Raw genomic sequence first — 20,175 nt, 5'->3', positions numbered from 1 at the left:
AGTGCAGAGCTCAAGCCCTGCACTGAACTTATTAACCAAAAAGACCCTTCATCTTATAGTACAGACTATTATGTTTTAACTCATTTGTGAATGATCTGATGTTAGTTTCATTATCAATAATAACAAGTTCAATGTCATGTAATTGAGCAAAATCATAAATGGTATCTATCGACAATGCTTGTGTGTAAACCGAATGATGTGCACCACCGGCGTGGATCCAAGCCGCCGCCGCTGTGGGTAAATCAGGTAAAGGCTTCCAAAGTGCGTGAGCCACCGGTAGATGAGGCATAGGGCTAGGTAAGTCTATACTCTCAATTAGATTAGCAATGAGGCGGAATCTGTCCCCGAGGTCAACGAGTGACAAATTCATTGCAGGTCCAGCCATTGCTTGAAATTTAAGCCGTGGCACATCGCAGCGACAACCAATTGTATGCTCTTCTATCAATAATTCCGGTTTCTCTTTAGAGATAGTAGGACAAACTTCCAACATATGTGCACCGAGTACCAGATCTGGATTATTGAGGTCGTAGGTGTAGTCCTCCATAAATGAGGAACCACCACTCAGACCGAGCGTCATTTGTTTAACGACATGAAGCAGGGCTGCGGTTTTCCAATCGCCTTCTCCACCGTAACCGTAGCCTTTAGCCATGAGTTGTTGCGTGGCTAAGCCAGGTAAACCGCTTAGCCCAGATAAGTTTTCGAAGGTATTCGTAAAAGCGTTGCAATCGTGGTCAACTAAAAACCGCTCTGTTCCAAGTTCGAGTTTTGCTTCTTTGATTAGTAACTTTTGTAGGTCTTGCCTAGCCCTTAGTTCTTGGGAGACGACATTGTTGTCGAGATAGGATCGAGCATGCTCAGAAGCTTCTTGGACGGTCACAGCATTAACATAGTCACTGAGTTCACCAAGGCCATAAGCATTGACTTCATAACCAAATTTAATCTGAGCCGAGACTTTGTTACCTTCCGTTACCGCCACTTGGCGCATGTTGTCGCCAAATCGCGCAACTTTGAGATGATGAGAACAGTCAAACCCTTTAGCGGCTCTGGCCCATTGAGCAATTTCATTTTGAACACGCTCTTCACTCCAGTGCCCGACAACTATCTTACGCTCAAGGTTCATACGGGTTCCGATAAAGCCAAATTCACGACAGCCATGAGCACTTTGATTCGTATTCATGAAATTCATATCGATTTGGGAGTAAGGAAGTTGAGCGTTAAACTGTGTATGCAGGTGTAAAAATGGTTTATTGAGTTGTTTGAAACCATCTATCCACATTTTTGCCGGCGAGAAAGTATGCATCCACAAAATAACTCCAATACAATCTGAGTCGTTATTCGCAGCGGCTATAGTATCGGATATTTCTTGAGACGACTTTACGACTTGGCCACCGATTATTTTGCAAACTGGCATTGCAACTTCACTAAGGGCACCTACAATCTCGGCTGTATTCAATGCGACTTGAGCAAGTACTTCTTTGCCATAAAGAGACTGAGAGCCAGTAATAAACCAAAGGTTTTTAGTATTCATCTGTGAGTTCCTATTTTTGGCCATAGTAGGCGTTAGCGCCATGCTTACGCTTGTAGTGTTTATCTAAAAGAGCTTGTTGCAGCCCGGCAACATCGGGGTTGATGTTTAAAGTATTCAAAGTCATCTTTGCTACTTCTTCTAATACAACCGCATTGTGCACGGCTTGATCTGGGTCTTTTCCCCAAGTGAACGGCCCATGTTCGTTCACTACTACTCCGGGTACTGCATTAGGGTCAATGTTTGAAAAGGTTTCAACGATGACCTTACCAGTGTTTAGTTCATAATCTTTGTTTATTTCCGCAGAGCTTAGCTTCCGGGTGCAGGGTATATCACCATAAAAATAGTCAGCATGAGTTGTCCCCAGCGATGGGATACTTTTCCCTGCCTGAGCCCATGCGCAGGCCAGACTAGAGTGGGTATGTACGATACCTCCCAAAGTGAGAAACTTTTTGTAGAGAAATACATGAGTTAAGGTATCCGATGATGGATTCAAACCTTCAGACACCGCGTTTCCATCGAGGTCAACCACAGCCATGTTTTCAGGGCGAAGTTTTTCATAAGCGAGGCCGCTTGGTTTAATAACAATCAAACCTCTCTCCCTATCAATTCCAGACACATTTCCCCAAGTGAAAGTGACTAACTGATGCCTTTTAAGATCTAGGTTTGCTTCGCAGACCTGTACTCTAAGGGCATTTAAATCTGGTTGTGATTCTTTGGTTATGTTCATTATATTTTTAACCTACTTAACGATAGATTGAGATTCAATAAAGCTGCCCATTGACTGATATTCTTGATGCCGCCTACGATAAAAACTGCTGTTCTCAGGGTTTGGCTTATAGTTATAGAAAATTTTACTTGCCATCGCTTTTTGAGCGGACTTCGTGTCTGTATATTCCCCCGCAGCAACAGCACCAAAAATGGCAGCGCCTAAGGCACAACACTGTTCGCTTTCCATGACCAAAATGTCACTTTCGAGAACATCAGCGCAGATTTGCATAACAAAGGATGATTTTTTGGAAATCCCTCCAATAGCAATAATCCGATTCACGGCGATTCCTTGCTGAGTAAAACAGTCTTGTATCGCTTTAGCTCCATGAGCAGTGGATTCAACCAGGCTTCTAAATACAATTGGTGCGCTGGCGCCTAAGGTGAGTTGTGAAATACTTCCTGTTAAGCGTTGGTTAGCGTTTGGTGTACGTCGACCATTGTGCCAATCTAGGGCTAAAGGTGTTGGACCTTCTTGCTCGAGTGCGCTTTGGCTAAGCAGCGGGATAAGATCTGATTCGAGCTCTGCTATGATTTTTACGTAAGCATCGTCGCTTTTAGCTTTTTCTTTAATCGGCCACATTATGAGCTCTTTGTACCACGCATATAAATCGCCAAACGCCGATTGTCCGGCCTCAAGTGCGACTAATTCTGGGACAGCGCTTCCCAGGACCTGACCACAGATCCCGTTTATTGTTTTTTCACCAACACTTGATGGCTCGACCATTAAAATATCGCAGGTCGAAGTGCCCATAACTTTCACTAAGTCATGGGCTTCAGCACCTGCACCAACAGCACCCATGTGACAATCGAACTCACCGATTGCGACCGGAACTCCGGGAGGTATACCCAATAATGCGGACCATTGCTCGCTCAAATGACCGGCAGGTTGGTCTGCGGTATACACTTCTTGATACATTCGGGATCGCATCGCACCAAGGCTAGGGTGTAGATCATTAAGAAAGCCTTCGTCTGGAAGCCCGCCCCAACTAGCGTGCCAAAGAGCTTTGTGTCCGCCAGCACAAACACCGCGTTTAATTAATGTAGGAGCAGTTGTGTCGCATAATAGTGCTGGGATCCAGTCTGCAAGCTCGACCCAACAATAGATGTCATTTGCTAATTCTGGGTCTTGTTGGGCAATCCACGCAGCTTTAGCCCAGAACCATTCCGAAGAATAAATGCCACCTACAAATTGAGTGTAGTCGGGGTATTGCCCGCTATGGGCAAGGGCATTAATACGCTCTGCTTTTGAGACTGAAGTATGATCTTTCCATAATACAAACATAGCGTTAGGGTTGTCTTGATGCTTGGAGTTTAAAGCTAGGATTTGCCCATTCGCATCAACTGGAGCAGGCGTTGACCCTGTTGAATCGACGCCTATACCAACAATGTTCTGGGCGCAGTGGCTTGGGCTGTTATTAAGCGCTTGTTTGATAGCTGCTGTCATTGATTCAATATAATCGAGCGGGTGATGCCTGAATTGAGAATGTGCAGCATTACTATATAAGCCCTTTTCCCATCGAGGATAATTGGCGACTCCTAACCCAAGCTCAGCCCCATTAGTTGTATTAACTACTAAAGCACGTACTGAGTCGGACCCAAAATCCAGACCAATTGAATAATTGTGTTTCATTTCGATACCTATAGATGGCAAACATACGTATTAGATTGAACACATATGGATATAATCGCTATAGGAGATAAAGCTAAACTTATGGACTACATCGCCAAAAATTGACGACTGAGAGCTAAGTCATAAGCTGTAGTCGCCCCAAATATCTGTTCGAAAAACTGCCTACCTCAAACACTGACTTTTCAGGATAGGAAAGGTCTCGTTAGCATGCTCACAATCAAACAAAAACAAAAAACCTGAAAAAACAACAACTTGAAATGATATCTCTTTTTATCAGTATTTGAAAAGTATGTTGTATGTAGGACAGTCTAAACCTTTGAAAAACACTCACGTTAAATTCAACTCTGGAAGTGTTATCAATTTGTTATAGAAGGAAAAGCTAAATGAATGGACTAAATCGTTAGCTTTCTATTTTTGCAATAGCTTTATCATCCTAAAATAATGGATGAATTAAGATGAAATCACCGAGCGAGAAGTCACTAGATGTAGCATATTCGATTTGCTTGGATTCATTTAATAAACACATGGAGTGAAAAATGAAACTGTATAAGTCTCTAATAATGGCGTCTATGGTAGGTGCTATGTGCTTTGGCTCTGCATTTACGATTGCCAAAGATATCGTCGGTTTAGCTATGCCGACTAAATCATCTGCCCGTTGGATTGCAGATGGCAATAATATGAAGGAACAACTAGAGCAAGCAGGTTATAAGGTATTGCTGCAGTACGCAGGAGATGATATTCCAAATCAACTGGCACAGATCGAAAACATGGTGGTTCGTGGAGTTGATGTACTTGTAATTGCTTCAATTGATGGAACAACACTGTCGAAGGTTTTAGAACAAGCCGCTGAAAATGAAATTCCAGTGATTGCCTATGACCGGCTTATAAAAGGCTCACCACACGTAGATTATTATGCCACCTTTGATAATTTCCAAGTAGGCGTCCTTCAAGCGCAAACAATTGAAAAAGCACTTGGCCTCGCAGCCGGTAAAGGGCCGTTCAATATTGAGCTATTCGGTGGTTCTCCGGATGACAACAATGCGTACTTCTTTTATGACGGCGCAATGTCCGTACTTACCCCTTATATAGATGCAGGTAAACTGGTTGTTCGCAGTAGCCAAATCGGCATGGAAAAAGTATCTACTCTTCGCTGGGATGGCGCAACAGCACAAGCCCGTATGGATAACTTACTCAGTGCATATTATACCGATGAACGTATTGACGCAGTGCTTTCTCCTTATGATGGAATCAGTATAGGCATACTTTCTTCTCTTAAAGGAGTGGGTTATGGCAGTGATGATATGTCCATGCCATTTGTATCGGGTCAAGATGCGGAACTACCGTCAATTAAATCGATTATCGCGGGCGAACAGGGCTCTACTATTTTCAAGGATACTCGTGAACTCGCTAAAGTGACCGTTGGCATGGTAAACGCGGTCCTTAAAGGAAGTGAACCTGAGATTAACGACACTAAGACCTACGACAATGGATTCAAAGTTGTACCTTCGTTCTTGCTTAAGCCTGTTGCAGTTGACAAGTCAAACTGGGAAGAGGTTTTAATCGACAGTGGTTATTACAACAAAAAACAGTTTTAGTCATTTGGCCCAGCCTCGATAGGCTGGGCGCATTAATTAAATGTGTAGTTGAGGTTTGTATGTCGACAATACTTGAAATGCGTAATATCACGAAGTCATTCCCTGGAGTTAAAGCTCTAAATGATGTGAGTATCAGTCTAGAGGAAGGTGAGATACATGCCCTTTGTGGTGAGAATGGGGCTGGAAAATCAACCTTAATGAAGGTCTTAAGCGGTGTATATTCGCATGATAGTTTTGAGGGAGAGATTGTCTTTCGAAATAAGCAACAAAGATTTAGATCCATTGCTGAGAGTGAAGAGTTAGGAATTATTATTATTCATCAAGAACTAGCTCTTGTACCCACCCTATCGGTGGCTGAAAACGTATTTCTTGGGAATGAAGTACAACATCAAGGAGTCATCAATTGGCCCGAGACTTTTATTAGAACTAAAGAAGTGCTCCAAAAAGTAGGTTTAGGTAATGAGAGTCCCCAAACAAAAGTTCTCAATCTAGGTATGGGCAAGCAACAGATGGTTGAGATAGCAAAAGCCCTGACAAAAGACGTCGATGTATTGATACTCGATGAGCCAACAGCCAGTTTAAATGAAAATGATAGCGATGCGTTGTTGGATCTACTGCTTGAGTTTAAACAGCAAGGGATATCTTCGATTATCATTTCCCATAAACTTAATGAAATTGCCAAAGTCGCTGACAAAGTGACTGTTCTCCGTGATGGGGCTTCGGTCAGTACGATTGACTGCCGCACTAATTGTGTCAGTGAAGACCAAATTATCCAAGACATGGTTGGCCGAGAAATATCCGAACGTTTTCCGCGTCGGCAACACCAAATTGGTGAAAATGTGTTGCAAGTGAAGGATTGGACGGTCTTTCATCCTCAGCAAAAAGAACGCCGTATGATTAACAACATAAGCCTTGAAGTTAAACAGGGTGAAGTCGTTGGTGTCGCAGGTTTAATGGGAGCAGGACGCACGGAGTTCGCCTGTAGCATATTTGGCCAAACCTATGGTCAAAATATTCAAGGTGAACTGTTTCTCAAAGGGGAAAAGTGTGAGCTAAAAACGGTAGAACAAGCCATTGAACATGGTCTTGCCTACGTAACTGAAGACCGTAAAGGGTGCGGTTTAATCCTTATCGATGATATTCAGCACAATATGTCTTTATCAAACCTCACTGGTATTTCTGAGTATGGTGTCGTCAACGCTGCTCGCGAAGCTATGGTCGCTGGAGACTTTCGAGACAAGCTGAAACTTCGATGTTCTTCGCTTAAGCAAAAAACCGGGAACTTGTCGGGAGGCAATCAACAAAAAGTAGTATTAGCCAAATGGCTATTTACGCAACCTGATGTACTTATTTTAGATGAGCCGACTCGGGGTATTGATGTTGGAGCGAAGTTTGAAATCTATAACCTTATCAACTCACTTGCCGAGCAAGAGAAAGGCGTCCTGTTAATTTCATCTGAAATGCCGGAGTTATTAGGTATGTGCGACAGAATATATGTCATGAATGAAGGAGCAATTGTTGGTGAACTCAGTGCTCAAGAGGCTTCCCAAGAACGAATAATGGAACTAATAATTAAAGATGGTGGACAATAATATGAATACTCAAGTCTCTTTTGAAACGAATGAGGAAAATAAATCTCCAAGTTTGGTAGGTTTTTTTGTTACCAACCTTCGTGAGTATGGAATTCTATTGGCATTGATATTAATTATGATCTTTTTTCAGATCATTACAGATGGAACACTTCTAAAACCCGTCAATTTAACCAACTTGTTCCTGCAAAACTCCTATATCATTATCATGGCCTTAGGTATGTTGTTGGTAATAGTCGCCGGTCACATCGATTTATCCGTTGGCTCTGTTTGTGGGTTTATAGGGGCCTTAGCAGCGGTGTTGATGGTGAACTACGAGTTTAACTGGTTTTTAACGGTTATCATCTGCCTCATTGCCGGTGGGGTGATTGGCGCAGCTCAAGGGTATTGGATCGCTTACCATCGAATCCCTGCATTTATCGTAACTCTTGCAGGGATGCTGGTCTTTAAAGGACTGACTATTGCATTGTTAGCGGGACAATCTGTGGGGCCTTTTCCAAAAGCTTTTCAAAAGTTAAGCTCGGGATTCATTCCTGATATTGCACATTTCGAATCCATCCATGTCTTGTCGCTAATATTGGGTATAGGAATGGTTGTTCTATTTGTGGGTTTAAATATTCGAAGCCGTGCAAAGCAACAACAATTAATGCCTGCAGAAGAGCCGTTGAATTTCTTTATCTTGCGCAATGTCATTATCTCTATCGCTTTGTTTTACATCGTTTACTTGTTAGCAACCTATAAAGGTTTACCTAATATTGTGATAGTAATGGCTTTGCTAATTTCGGTTTATACCTTTATCACGAATAATACAACCACAGGACGCCGCATTTACGCCATTGGTGGGAATGAGAAAGCCGCATTAATGTCTGGAATCAACACTAAACGTATTACCTTCTTAACCTTCGCTAACATGGGAATGCTAGCGGCTTTGGCCGGTTTAGTCTTTGCAGCACGTTTGAACACAGCAACGCCAAAAGCAGGACTAGCATTTGAGCTAGACGTTATTGCCGCTGTATTCATCGGCGGCGCTTCAATGCAGGGGGGCGTTGGTAAAATTATCGGTGCTGTTTTTGGCGCAATGATCATGGGCGTAATGAACAACGGTATGTCCATCATGGGCGTAGGGATTGATTGGCAGCAAGTCATTAAAGGATTAGTTCTGCTCGGTGCTGTTATCTTCGACGTATATAACAAGAACAAAGCAGTATAAGAAGTGTTATTCCTTCGTTGGCCTCTTTGGAGGCCTTCCTTTTAACAAAACGTTATGCCTATTTGTTGTATTGTCTGATGCATTCTCCGTTAAAAAGAACAGGCTGCCGAATAAGGATATACCTCTTCGAGTTAATGGTATTAAGTTCGGGGAAAGCAAATAAGCATACGACTTGTACTCCATTTAAATTGGATAGATGAACAATGACAAGTAAACTAGAACAACTAAGTAAATTTACAACAGTAGTCGCTGATACTGGTGACGTTGATGCTATTAAAAAGTACCTCCCCCAGGACGCAACAACGAACCCATCGCTGATTCTAAAGGCAGCTCAAATTGAAGAATACACACCATTAATCGACCAAGCCATCGAGTACGCAAAATATCAAAGCGATGATAAAGCGCAGCAAGTCTCAGATACTTGTGACATGCTTTCGGTAAATATTGGCAAAGAAATTCTAAAGTCTATTCCTGGACGTATCTCTACAGAAGTAGATGCTCGTCTTTCCTACGATACTGAAGGTAGCGTAGCGAAAGCGCGTCAGCTAGTGAAGATGTATAACGAAGCGGGTATCGCAAATGAGCGCATCTTAATCAAACTAGCATCCACATGGGAAGGCATCCGTGCAGCTGAAATTCTAGAAAAAGAAGGCATTCAATGTAACTTAACGCTGCTATTTTCATTTGCTCAAGCGCGTGCATGTGCTGAAGCGAACGTGTTCTTAATTTCACCCTTTGTTGGTCGTATCATGGATTGGTACAAAGCTAAAGAAGGCCGTGATTTTGAAGCACACGAAGATCCAGGTGTAATTTCGGTAGCAAATATCTACAATTACTACAAAGAACATGGTTACGAGACAGTCGTAATGGGAGCAAGTTTTCGTAACATAAATGAAATCATTGAGCTTGCGGGTTGCGATCGACTAACTATTAGTCCTTCACTTCTTAAAGAGCTTAAACAACTAAAAGGTAACATCGTACAAAAACTCATAGCTGTAGAAGCATATAAAGAGCGTCCAGCCCCTCTGACTCACGCAGAGTTTTTGTGGGAACACAATCTGGACCCAATGGCAGTAGAGAAAGTTGCTGAAGGTATTCGCAACTTCGCAACCGATCAAGGCAAGCTAGAAGAGATGATTGCATCGAAGCTGTAATTGAGCTCTCAGGCAATCATTACCTGTTTCTATATATCCTCTTCTAGGAACAAGCTAATTAAGTTCTATTTGTTTTAAAACTTCTACACGAGATAAATCATGGATCGTAAACATCTAGCAAATGCAATCCGAGTTCTAAGCATGGATGCTGTTCAACAAGCTAACTCTGGTCACCCTGGTGCTCCTATGGGTATGGCTGATATCGCTGAAGTACTTTGGCGAGATCACCTAAACCATAATCCTGAAAACCCAGAATGGGCTAATCGTGACCGCTTTATTCTTTCAAACGGCCACGGCTCAATGCTTATATATTCTCTGCTTCATCTAAGCGGCTACGAGTTATCAATTGATGACCTTAAGAATTTTCGTCAGCTTCACTCTAAGACTCCTGGGCACCCGGAATACGGTTACGCACCGGGCGTTGAAACAACAACGGGGCCTCTAGGTCAAGGCATCGCTAATGCTGTTGGTATGGCGTTAGCGGAGAAAGCACTTGCTGCTCAGTTCAACAAAAAAGGGCACGACATCGTTGACCACTTCACCTACGCATTCATGGGTGATGGCTGTTTAATGGAAGGTATCTCGCACGAGGCATGTTCTCTGGCAGGAACGCTAGGCCTAGGTAAGCTTATCGCATTCTGGGATGACAACGGTATTTCAATCGACGGTGAGGTGGACAGTTGGTTCTCTGATGACACACCTAAGCGCTTTGAAGCGTACGGCTGGCACGTTATCCCAGCGATCGACGGTCACGATAGCGACGCCATTAACACGGCTATACTTGCTGCTAAAATAGACCACCGCCCTACACTTATCTGTACTAAAACCTTGATTGGCTTTGGTTCGCCAAACAAAGCGGGAACACACAATTGTCATGGCGCACCACTAGGCCAAGACGAAATCATAGCAACGAAAGCGGCACTTGGTTGGGTGCATGGCCCATTTGAAGTCCCAGATGACATCTACACGCAGTGGGATGCAAAAGCCTCTGGTGCTGAGAAAGAAGCGGCTTGGAACGCAAAATTTGAAGCCTATTCTGCAGCATATCCTAAAGAAGCCTCTGAACTTAAGCGTCGCATCAACGGTGAACTTCCTGCACAGTGGGAAGAAAAAGCATCTCAATTTATTGAGGGTCTACAAGCTAACCCCGCAAACATCGCATCACGCAAAGCATCGCAAAATGCACTCGAAGCATTCGGTCAATTACTGCCAGAGTTCATGGGCGGCTCTGCTGACCTTGCTCCTTCAAACCTAACCATGTGGTCGGGCTCTAAGTCTCTTGAAGCAAGTGACTTCTCTGGTAATTACATCCATTACGGTGTGCGTGAGTTCGGTATGACGGCCATCATGAACGGTATCGCACTACACAGTGGTTTTGTTGCTTACGGCGCGACATTCTTAATGTTCATGGAATACGCACGTAACGCAATGCGCATGGCGGCTCTGATGAAGGTTCAGAACATCCAAGTTTACACCCACGACTCTATCGGTTTGGGTGAAGATGGTCCAACTCACCAACCGGTTGAGCAGATGGCTTCTCTGCGCTTAACGCCAAATATGAGCACATGGCGCCCATGCGACCAAGTTGAGTCTGCTGTAGCATGGAAGCTGGCAATTGAACGTAAAGACGCGCCAACGTCTCTAATCCTATCTCGCCAAAACCTTGTCCAGCAAGACCGTGACTCAGAGCAGGTTGCTAACATCACAAAAGGTGCTTACATCCTGCAAGATTGCAAGAGCAAACCTGAGCTTATCTTCATCGCAACAGGCTCAGAGGTTCAACTAGCTGTCGAAGCAGCAACGCAACTAACGAAGGAAGGTAAGATGGTGCGCGTTGTGTCAATGCCATCAACAGACTCGTTCGACAAACAAGAAGCTGCTTATCGTGAAGAAGTACTTCCATCATACGTTACAGCACGCATCGCTATTGAAGCAAGTATTGTGGATTACTGGTACAAATATGTTGGCCTACATGGTCGCGTTGTAGGTATGACCACATTTGGTGAGTCAGCACCAGCACCAGAGCTGTTCAAAAAGTTCGGGTTTACAACGAAAAATGTTGTTCGTATTGCAAAAGAACTATTGAGCTAGAAATCTAATAGTGTTGGCATGATTCTAAACATGTAAGGTAGTTACATCTGCTACTCAACAATTATATCTCAAGCTTTATATTTACTTACGTTCAGAAACGGCATCTCTTGGAGTGTTGCCGTTAAGCTGTCTGAGTTGGGAAAGGTATATCGCATCCCATTTTTGCAAATTTCATTTGTCCAGTTGTTTGCCGACGGAGCATGAAACACGGAAATACCCATTGTTTTTTTAATGACAACTATCAATAATATGATGATAGAAAGCCAATGGGGTATATTTTCCCATTATAAGTCTGTCTACAAGTTATAAGCCTTACCACTTGTATCTGTCAGGAAAGTGAGCCCACTTTCAGCCGGTCTCTCCTTGCTTTGCTCAATAATACTCCAAAGATTGGAAAGTCATTGGCCAAAAGTATCAAAGCTTCAAGTTAGTATTGTAAAGGTAACCCCTGTGAATACCGGGTAATATAGTACGCCTTAGTGGAGGCTTGAGCCGTATGCAATGAAAGCTACACGTACGGATTTTAGGAGAGCGGCACTTGGCAACAGGTGCTGTTTGTCCGACCATTGTTACTTTGGTCTAGTTCTAGTTCTAGTTCTAGTTCAATTATTGTCAGTATTACTTTGCCTTAATAAATCTTATTAAAATCACCGCAAAACTGGTGAGCTTATCTATGTAACTCTGCAACACTCATCGTGAAAACTAAATCCGAATCAGCTTGGTTTGAGTAGCTGTGAGGTACATCCGTTTTAGCTATAGCGGATTGACCTTTAAGTAGTTCTATTGTTTGCCCATCAATACTCAAAGTGAGTACTCCAGACTCAACATGAAAAAGTTCAAAAGTACCTTGTGAGTGACCTGATGATTCAAATATTTCTGATGGTTTCATATGCCAGCGCCACAACTCAATCATATCGGGACCGCTAGTTCCTGCCAGAAGTTTCGCGCTACCACCGTGTTCGCCAGTCCAAAGTGTTGGAATTGCCTCTTTATCAATGACGTTAATGGATGGAGCACTCGCGACATTCACAATATCGGCAACCGAGATCCCAAGAGCAGCAGACAGTTTACACAACGTCGAAATACTAGGGTTGGCCGCACCTTTCTCTACTTCGACTAACATGCCTTTACTGATGCCAGCTCTTTTTGACAGGGCATCCAGTGACAATTTGAGACGTTTTCTATGTTCCTTAATCCTTACTGCTACAGCTTGATTGATAAAATCAGCATCAGTACCACTACCGGTCGATATATTGACTTTTTTGGTCATTGCAATGTATCTTGCATAAAAGTGAATCACTGAAGGAATTATCTAATGGTTGTTATAGTGCCGTCAATCGATGCTCGAATTTCCTACATTGCACCAGAGTTCAAAGCATTGAGCATATCAGTCAGAGGAACTGAAGTTCAAAACCAAGAGTACGCAAAACGAGTTCTGCAAGAAGCTTGTAGTTGCGTCATTGAGAATGACTATTCATGGGCAGAATCTCACATCAATGCGTGGGATGATGTTTTTCGTCAATTTGGCGCTAAACCAAATAGAACTCCTTGCTCTGCTGCAGCACTTCGAAAACGAGTATTAAAAGATGGCGTAATGCAGAGCATTGACCCTGTTATCGATATTTATAATTCCATCAGTATTCGATACGCTATACCAGTTGGTGGTGAAGATATGGATAGTTATCAAGGAACGCCAACACTCACTATCGCAGATGGCTCTGAATGCTTTGACACCATGAAGAATGGAGAGCCTTCAATTGAATATCCTAATGCTGGAGAGGTTATTTGGCGTGATGATATAGGCGTTACTTGTCGTCGTTGGAATTGGAGACAGGGTATCAGAACCCGAATCGAGCCTAATACGCGAAACATGTGGTTTATTCTAGAAAGCTTGCCAGAAATACCACTAGAGTACCTACAGGAGGCTGGGCAAGAAATGATTAAACACTTGCGAGTGATCATGCCTGATTCAGTGATAGAACAATCGCTGGTTTTCTCTTCAAAATCGATTGAGGTTTGATGTGATAAATACTTTGTTAACGGGTGCCGTCGTTTCAGGAAGTTTGATTGTCGCAATCGGTAGCCAAAATGTGTTTCTATTAAAGTGCGGATTAAAAAAGCAATACGCACTGTCCGTTGCCACTATTTGTTTTCTTGGCGACATTCTACTAATCAGTACTGGTGTACTGGGTATAGGAACCTTTCTCTATAAAGCACCGTTATGGAAAGACATTCTGACTCTTGGCGGCGCTATATTTCTTTTCTGGTATGGTTGTCAATCTGCAAAATCAGCATGGAAAGGTTCAAGTCACCTAGAGTTGGAAAATTCGGACATTGCTCAGAGTTGGGTAAAGGTCGTATTGATGGCGATGGCTATTACTTTTTTAAATCCACATGTCTATCTGGATACGGTGGTGATCCTTGGTGGTGTGACTGCCCAAATGGAACCTGATGAAAAACTATTGTTTGTTATAGGGGCGCTGGTTGCATCAGGGATCTGGTTTTATGGCTTGGTGTATTTAGCCAATAAGTTGATCCCACTCTTTAGGAAGCCAAGAACATGGCGAACGTTAGATTCAGTGATTTCATGCATCATGTTTAGTATTGCATTCAAGCTGGTAACACCTCTGTTAAGCCAATACATATAGAACGTAGCGATAGAACTGTATTTTCAATCAGCCAATTCTATTTCATTAGCAAAACAACTGACACACTGTGGCCATAGGTGTACACCAGTTGATAGACTAATAAGGTTTTGCCCCATGGCTTCTTTCGGTCGTGCAATCATAACCAATATCCTACGATTATTGGCGGTGCTCACTGGCAGCTGTTGCCAACCTTGCTCAGTGGCAAGTAAATAGTGGTTATGGTGTTGCTCAAATACGCGAATGGCCAAGCCAGTTTCAAGTGATTTTAAGCTGAGTTGTTGATGAAAAAGTGTTCCAACCTAGTTGAGATAGAGAAAAAGAATAACTCATTAAATTCCAAAAGCACTGTCAGTACTCGTTAATTTTACAAAGGGACTGTGTGGCCCCAGCAATTACCGGGCTTTTTAATCGTGCAGGGTGCAAACCTATGTTTTACCAGTGGCCAAGTGGGTTATAAACGTTTAATAGCCAACTCTAGTTTGCAGCTAGAACAGCGCACTATATTTGCCTGGTTCTTCATTGGCGCACTGCTAGTTACTTTTGCTGTGTTAGTAACGCTGAGAAACTGCCAACTATCACAACTCAGTGGGGATTGCTTATTTGTTTTGGCACCATTGATTGCGGTTTGGGGTATTATTCTTGGAATAAGCGCAAGACTAAGTTAGCGACATCTTAAAGGCGAATAAAACAGGCGGTAGGTTTACCGCCTGTTTGCTTTATGGACTTAAGCCCTGTTGCATTTATGGCTTAAACTAGGTGTTTATGGTAGCTCCAAAGCCTGTTTGATTTGCTGAAAGCTCACCAACTTAAAGTTTTGATTTTGCACGCTATAGTTTGGGTCTACGTTATACCAATCTTGAGCAATAAATAGCCCTTCTGGGTAGCCTTCACCAAGGTAGGCTGTGGTGGCTGCAATGCCATCGGTATCACTGGCGCCATCAAAGCCTTGAGCATCGTCGGCAATAATTGCGAAGCTACCAATCGCCTGATTTTGCTGATTTAAATCATAGATAACATAACTATTGTTGCCTTGGCTGGAGGCCAGTAGGTATTTGTTGGTGCCGTCGTTATACAGAGTCAAACCTTCTACATCGGCCACTAATTGTTGACCATCAATACTGGCGAAAGCCGTAGCCTCGGTATCGGCGCCTTCATCCGCGCTAAAAGTCCAAATACCCACATCTTCTTCGCCAACATACAAGGTGGCGGTTAGGTCATCAACCACACAGCCTTCGGGTTGGCTCTCTACCTGCAGTTGCCTCACCATTTGCCCATGAATACCTTGCTCGCTAGGGCTTAGACGCCATTGCTCTATTACCCCATCTTTACCGTTTACAAACACATAAGGTGTATCATCGGCGGCCAAATACATGCATAACCCATACACTTCATCCACTGAAGAAACTAGCTGAGCTTGCTCTACTTGTTCACCTAGGGCAGGCAGCTTAACAATGGGCTCTTGACCATTATTGGCTGCCTGAATTTTATAAAGGCTAATGGTATTAAGCTCGCGATTTGAGGCGGCGGCAAGGCTAAAGCTTGAGCCATCCCAGTTGCTGATGTTTTGTCGTAAATCGACGTTATTTGGCTCACCTTCTTGCAAGTATTGTAATTGCTCTCCGTCTAAATTGTAGGCCATCAATCCGCCCTGTTTATTGGTGGCAATAATTAAGCTGGCACTGGGATCCTCTTGGTTGAGCCAGAATGCGGGATCATCGGCGGCATCACCGTCGTCATCTACGGCGTCGGTTTCGCCATTCGACTTCACCAGTTTGATGTCACCATTACTGAGTTCTCGATGGCTAATGCTGGTTTCGATGGCCAGCTCAGGCAATAAGTTGAGGCTGGCATAAGAGAGTTTTTCGTAAAGAGGCTGTTCCAGTTCACTATTAGCCAACCATAAACCGTCACGACCTACGGCTAAGGCTTTGATTTCGTCAAAACCATTAACCTCGGTTTGGGCGCTAAATCCTAACTTGTCTCGTTGATAAAATAGTAAACCTTGTCCTTCATCTACTACGGCTAAGTAGCCCTGACCATTCTCTTGATAAACTAAATCTAAGCCTTCGATCTCTTCTAGATGACCCAGAGGCGCCACACTGTCGACCAATTTACGTTCTTTAACGTTTTCGGCATCAGCGCCGTAGGCCCAAATGCCCACATTTTGTTCCGCGATGTAGAGGTTAGCGGTTTCATCATCTACCGTACAAGCGCTGAGCTCACCACCTACATTTAGTTCGCGCACCGCTTGAGCAAGACCGTTACCATCGACAATGGTGCTGTTGATGTTCGCGCCGTCGTAATGAAGTTTGTATTGCTTGGCAAATCCTAAATCGGATACACCAGTAATACTTAACTCACTAGTGGTAGTATTTTTATACAAGCAGATACCTTCTGCGGCAAAATCGAGCTGAAGTTGACCAAGGCTAAGCAGTTCTGGGGCTGCTCCTTGCGGCCGTGCGATTGAGTAAAACCCAACGCTTTGCTCATCGGGTAAAGCTAGGGCCACTAAGTCGATGCGCTCACCGTTGTCGGCTGTAATTTGATAGCGTAGATCGACACTGGTAACTTCACCCAGATCTGCGTGCAGCACTTGTTGGCCTTGGTTATCGAAAAGGGCCAGACCATCGCCTTCTAAGCTCACTAATAACACATCTTGAGTCGTATCGCTGGCCGACTGCCAGACAGCGGCATCAGCAATATCTTCATAGCTATGGGAGGTTGTTAACTCGCTAGTCAGTAGTATATCAGTGTTGGTTTGAGTGGAGTCGTCACTGCCACAGCCGCTAAGGCCTAAGCTTAAAATTATGCTGCTAAGAGCAAGAGTACGCATGTCAGATTTCCTTTCTGGGTTTAAAAAGTGGCTAAAAACTAAAAGACTTAGGTGACTTTTTTGTGACACTACAAGACCTTGATCTTGCCAAACCACCTTTATCCCGAGCTTTTTGTATGTCTATGAGCTGTTGTGACTGAATTTAGTGAGTGGACTTGGCACTGACCCTTCTCGCTGGGCCAACCGCCAAGATGGCGGTGGGGCGGAACGTCGCTTTTATGTAATAAAATTGCCAAATTAATGCAAAATGGCTGAGCTAATCAGACTATTTTCATATTTCTTCCTTTCTGAGCTGCTATTGTTTCGGCGTTTTACACCTTTGTGTACAAGTTAAGGAGGCCTATGTGGCAGATGCCCTAATTAAAATTTTTTACCAAATAAGTGCATTCTTTAATGCGCTGAAGCGGCATTGGCAGTGGTTGTGTTTGTTGTTGGTATTGTTAAGCACACAGTTAGCACTGAATTTGTACGTGGGGGAATTAAAAACCCTTGCTGAATGGGATTGGGTAGACATAGTAGGTGAAGGGCTTAGTGCCTTGCTGGTATTTTGCTGGCTGTTGTTGATTCTGTCGGTTCGCATGAAAGGGCGAGTGACGAGTTTATTTGCCTCAGGCTTAATCATGCTTGATTTGGCTTTAGTACAGGACTTTCTTGATGAATTTATTCGACTCCCCGAGGCGATTCAATGGGATAGCCTATTAGAAGCAAGTCCTGTTGGTTTAGCGTTAATTACAGCAGCATTTTGGTGCTGGCGCCGTGAGCAGCAAACCACCAATTTGTATTTGGGTAAGCGTCAGCATATTTTTGCTCAGCCTGTAAGCTTAAATAAGTCTTTGCATTTGCCAGACTTAGCTTACTTAAAGCAAGCGCTTACCAAACGCAGTACTAATGTGGCTTGCTGGCAGCAAACAGCGTTGCTGTTGGTGGAAGTCACTTCGTTCAATCACTGGGTTCATCAGTATGCAGCTAAGCAAGCTGATGCTTGCTTACTTAAGGCAAGTGAGCTGCTGTTATTAAGTGTGCGCCCTGACGATTTACTGTGTCATTATGCAGGCGCGCGCTTTGCTGTGCTTGTGAATAATGTCTCTGCGCAGCAGGCGGATTATTTGGCGCAAGCTTTACAACAAAACTTAAATGCTTTTTCATTACCCCTAGCGAATGGGGAGCAGCGTTGCCAACTTTCAGTCGCTATTGGTTTAGGGATGAGCTGTGCTAATGGATCTCCAACAAGCATGGTGCAGACTTTGTTAACTCAGGCACTAGATGATTTAGCAGAGACTAAGCAGGCCAATGAGTAAACTTAAGTCGAGTTGTGACAAGCCTGTTTTGAGTTGGTGGGAGCGCGATCAAGCCTTTATTCCAGCAGAGGGGCATTTAGCTTTGCTGTTAGATTTACTGGCTGATCGGGGCTTAAATTATAATTATTTACTCAGCCGTACCAGTATTTTTTATGAAGACGTGTTGAGTGGCGGCTACCAGATTAGTAGTAAGCAGTTGGCGCAGCTTTGTTTAAACATAAGTAAGCTGGCTGAAGAGCGAGATATTAGCTTTTTGTTTGGTCAGCGACTGTGGCCAGGAATGTTTCAAGATTATTCTCACCTATTGAGCCATGCACCTAATTTACGCAGTGCTTTGGGATTACTCGAAGAATATGCCAGTGTTTATTTTCCTATGTTAAAGCTCGGTGTTCACTTGTCTGCTAAACACTGCCAATTAGTGGTGGAAGATGCCTTTGGTGAATTAGCTGCGCACAAGTCTCCCAGTGAAGGCCAAAGGCTTCATATTTGGTTAATTGAGGCGCTATTTACGGCGGTAGTGTCATTTTGCCAATGGCGTGCGGGTAAGCCTTTACCATGGCAAGTTAATTTGGCTTTTGCCATGCCCTCTTGGCCTGAGTTGTATGAGGTATATTTGGGCAAAAAGTTAAACTTTAATCGTGCTTACAATAGTTTAACTATAGAGCTGGAGTATGTAGATGAACCATGGCCGGAGCATTCCGATACCCGTTATCGCATGGCCCTAGCCAAAGTAAAACAAGGCCAGAATAAACAAGCTTTACTGAGTTTAGTGCGCGCATTGATGCGCCAGAAGTTGCCAGATATTCCAAGCTTACAGCAACTCTCTGAGCAGCTGGCGATCAGTCAGGCCACCTTAAAAAGAAAGCTACAGCAGCATCATAGTTGTTATCGCACACTTTGCGATGAAGTGAGGCAAGAGCAGGTATTCCACCTACGTGATGAATATGGCTACAGTGATGAGCAGTTAGCGCAACAATTAAACTTTTTTGATGTGAGTAATTTTCGTCGAGCGCTGCGCCGTTGGACTCGCTGTTAGTTGTACTCTTAGCCGCCTTCACGGCTTTATTCTGTTTACCAGATGGTTCTAGTTGAATTCGATATAATTCGTGAGCATTGATGTCGGCAAACAATAGAGTTTGAACAGTCACAATAAAGTCTGGTCATATACAATAAAGATTGATCGTTTTTGCAAATTCAGTTCAGACGGGGCAGGCATGCTAAAACGTTTATGCCCCAAAGTGAGTTAGAGTTGTTCACCAGAAATTTGGGTTTTGGCTATTTCTAGTAGCATTTAGTATGAGACTCCATCAGCAATTAAACCGGCTGCCCTTATCAAGTTTGACTCGTTAGAACGCATGTCCTCCGAAGTAGATTATTAAGAGTTGTTTTTAAACTAATTTCTCGCTGTTGCTAAAATTGCTTGCAGTAATCTTCGCCTTTGACTTACCATCACGATGATATGAAAGCTTTGTTTTTGATCTTTGTGTTTTGCTTACAAATGGTATCCGGCGTTTCTAGCGCTTCGGAGCATTCTTCGCATGCGCAAAAACATAGTGCCGATCAAGAAATAATGCACATGACTATGGATTGCCATAATGATGGCAATATTTCCGACAATGAGAATAAATCTAAGCTGGATGACTTATGTAAGTTAGATTGTCAGTTGTCGTTGTGTGCTGCAACGCCTGCATTCATATCTTCCAGCCTACACTTCATACCGCAGCCACAAAGTGCTGCGACCAGTTTTTACACTTTTAATCTCCACCCGTCTTTACAGGAACTACCCTTCAGACCCCCTCTTACTGTTTGATTTAGTTAACTATTTTTTAAA

General features: G+C 43.4%; 16 protein-coding genes. 10 read left to right on the top strand and 6 right to left on the bottom strand.

The window, feature by feature from the left end:
- Nucleotides 1-31 precede the first annotated feature (31 nt).
- The 3 genes from araA to ACVFI8_RS13770 are packed head-to-tail and all read right to left on the bottom strand — an operon-like array spanning nucleotide 32 to nucleotide 3,926.
- Nucleotides 32-1,528: an L-arabinose isomerase gene (gene araA / locus ACVFI8_RS13780; protein ID WP_457871646.1), complete on the bottom strand. Its 1,497-nt coding sequence runs from the start codon at nucleotides 1,526-1,528 to the stop codon at nucleotides 32-34.
- Nucleotides 1,529-1,538: 10 nt separating this feature from the next.
- Nucleotides 1,539-2,255, bottom strand: coding sequence for an L-ribulose-5-phosphate 4-epimerase (locus ACVFI8_RS13775; RefSeq protein WP_457871645.1), 717 nt, complete (start codon nucleotides 2,253-2,255; stop codon nucleotides 1,539-1,541).
- A gap of 12 nt (nucleotides 2,256-2,267) precedes the next feature.
- Nucleotides 2,268-3,926: a ribulokinase gene (locus tag ACVFI8_RS13770; protein ID WP_457871644.1), complete on the bottom strand. Its 1,659-nt coding sequence runs from the start codon at nucleotides 3,924-3,926 to the stop codon at nucleotides 2,268-2,270.
- 560 nt (nucleotides 3,927-4,486) lie between these two features.
- Here ACVFI8_RS13770 and chvE point away from each other — a divergent pair.
- The 5 genes from chvE (at nucleotide 4,487) to tkt (ending at nucleotide 11,565) form a co-directional block, all read left to right on the top strand.
- Nucleotides 4,487-5,521 carry a multiple monosaccharide ABC transporter substrate-binding protein gene (gene chvE, locus ACVFI8_RS13765; protein ID WP_457871643.1) on the top strand — a complete coding sequence of 345 codons (1,035 nt, stop codon included), beginning with the start codon at nucleotides 4,487-4,489 and terminating at the stop codon, nucleotides 5,519-5,521.
- Between the two features lie 59 nt (nucleotides 5,522-5,580).
- A complete protein-coding gene (gene mmsA / locus ACVFI8_RS13760) occupies nucleotides 5,581-7,113 on the top strand; it encodes a multiple monosaccharide ABC transporter ATP-binding protein (protein WP_457871642.1) in 1,533 nt (510 codons plus the stop codon).
- Nucleotide 7,114: 1 nt separating this feature from the next.
- The gene (gene mmsB / locus ACVFI8_RS13755; protein ID WP_457871641.1) at nucleotides 7,115-8,320 is read left to right on the top strand and encodes a multiple monosaccharide ABC transporter permease; all 1,206 of its coding nucleotides are present in this window, start codon (nucleotides 7,115-7,117) and stop codon (nucleotides 8,318-8,320) included.
- 203 nt (nucleotides 8,321-8,523) lie between these two features.
- Complete coding sequence (tal, locus tag ACVFI8_RS13750; RefSeq protein WP_457871640.1) at nucleotides 8,524-9,474, top strand: transaldolase; 951 nt, start codon at nucleotides 8,524-8,526, stop codon at nucleotides 9,472-9,474.
- Nucleotides 9,475-9,570: 96 nt separating this feature from the next.
- A complete protein-coding gene (tkt, locus tag ACVFI8_RS13745; protein WP_457873827.1) occupies nucleotides 9,571-11,565 on the top strand; it encodes a transketolase in 1,995 nt (664 codons plus the stop codon).
- 667 nt (nucleotides 11,566-12,232) lie between these two features.
- Here tkt and ACVFI8_RS13740 read toward each other — a convergent pair.
- Complete coding sequence (locus ACVFI8_RS13740) at nucleotides 12,233-12,835, bottom strand: XRE family transcriptional regulator (protein WP_457871639.1); 603 nt, start codon at nucleotides 12,833-12,835, stop codon at nucleotides 12,233-12,235.
- Nucleotides 12,836-12,880: 45 nt separating this feature from the next.
- Here ACVFI8_RS13740 and ACVFI8_RS13735 point away from each other — a divergent pair, with 45 nt between their 5' ends.
- Both ACVFI8_RS13735 and ACVFI8_RS13730 read left to right on the top strand, forming a co-directional pair.
- Nucleotides 12,881-13,585 (top strand): B3/B4 domain-containing protein, encoded by a 705-nt coding sequence (locus ACVFI8_RS13735; RefSeq protein WP_457871638.1) that lies wholly within the window; start codon nucleotides 12,881-12,883, stop codon nucleotides 13,583-13,585.
- A 1-nt stretch (nucleotide 13,586) separates the two neighbouring features.
- Nucleotides 13,587-14,213 carry a LysE/ArgO family amino acid transporter gene (locus tag ACVFI8_RS13730; protein ID WP_457871637.1) on the top strand — a complete coding sequence of 209 codons (627 nt, stop codon included), beginning with the start codon at nucleotides 13,587-13,589 and terminating at the stop codon, nucleotides 14,211-14,213.
- 23 nt (nucleotides 14,214-14,236) lie between these two features.
- Here the strand turns inward: ACVFI8_RS13730 and ACVFI8_RS13725 are convergent, their stop codons facing one another.
- Nucleotides 14,237-14,461, bottom strand: coding sequence for a hypothetical protein (locus ACVFI8_RS13725; RefSeq protein ID WP_457871636.1), 225 nt, complete (start codon nucleotides 14,459-14,461; stop codon nucleotides 14,237-14,239).
- A gap of 129 nt (nucleotides 14,462-14,590) precedes the next feature.
- Between ACVFI8_RS13725 and ACVFI8_RS13720 the strand changes: the two genes are divergently transcribed.
- Nucleotides 14,591-14,878 carry a hypothetical protein gene (locus ACVFI8_RS13720; RefSeq protein ID WP_457871635.1) on the top strand — a complete coding sequence of 96 codons (288 nt, stop codon included), beginning with the start codon at nucleotides 14,591-14,593 and terminating at the stop codon, nucleotides 14,876-14,878.
- Between the two features lie 95 nt (nucleotides 14,879-14,973).
- On the opposite strand, the gene ACVFI8_RS13715 is transcribed toward ACVFI8_RS13720, so the two are convergent.
- Nucleotides 14,974-17,046: a phytase gene (locus ACVFI8_RS13715; RefSeq protein ID WP_457871634.1), complete on the bottom strand. Its 2,073-nt coding sequence runs from the start codon at nucleotides 17,044-17,046 to the stop codon at nucleotides 14,974-14,976.
- Between the two features lie 344 nt (nucleotides 17,047-17,390).
- On the opposite strand from ACVFI8_RS13715, the gene ACVFI8_RS13710 reads away from it, so the two are divergent.
- Both ACVFI8_RS13710 and ACVFI8_RS13705 read left to right on the top strand, forming a co-directional pair.
- Nucleotides 17,391-18,344: a diguanylate cyclase domain-containing protein gene (locus ACVFI8_RS13710; RefSeq protein WP_457871633.1), complete on the top strand. Its 954-nt coding sequence runs from the start codon at nucleotides 17,391-17,393 to the stop codon at nucleotides 18,342-18,344.
- The gene (locus tag ACVFI8_RS13705) at nucleotides 18,337-19,380 is read left to right on the top strand and encodes an AraC family transcriptional regulator ligand-binding domain-containing protein (RefSeq protein WP_457871632.1); all 1,044 of its coding nucleotides are present in this window, start codon (nucleotides 18,337-18,339) and stop codon (nucleotides 19,378-19,380) included. Before ACVFI8_RS13710 ends, ACVFI8_RS13705 begins: the two co-directional genes overlap by 8 nt.
- The last annotated feature ends 795 nt before the right edge of the window (nucleotides 19,381-20,175 follow it).

The sequence above is a fragment of the Agarivorans sp. MS3-6 genome (genome assembly GCF_054112545.1).
The sequence above is the reverse complement of the archived record's forward strand: the minus strand, read 5'-3'. Positions and strand labels throughout refer to the sequence as shown.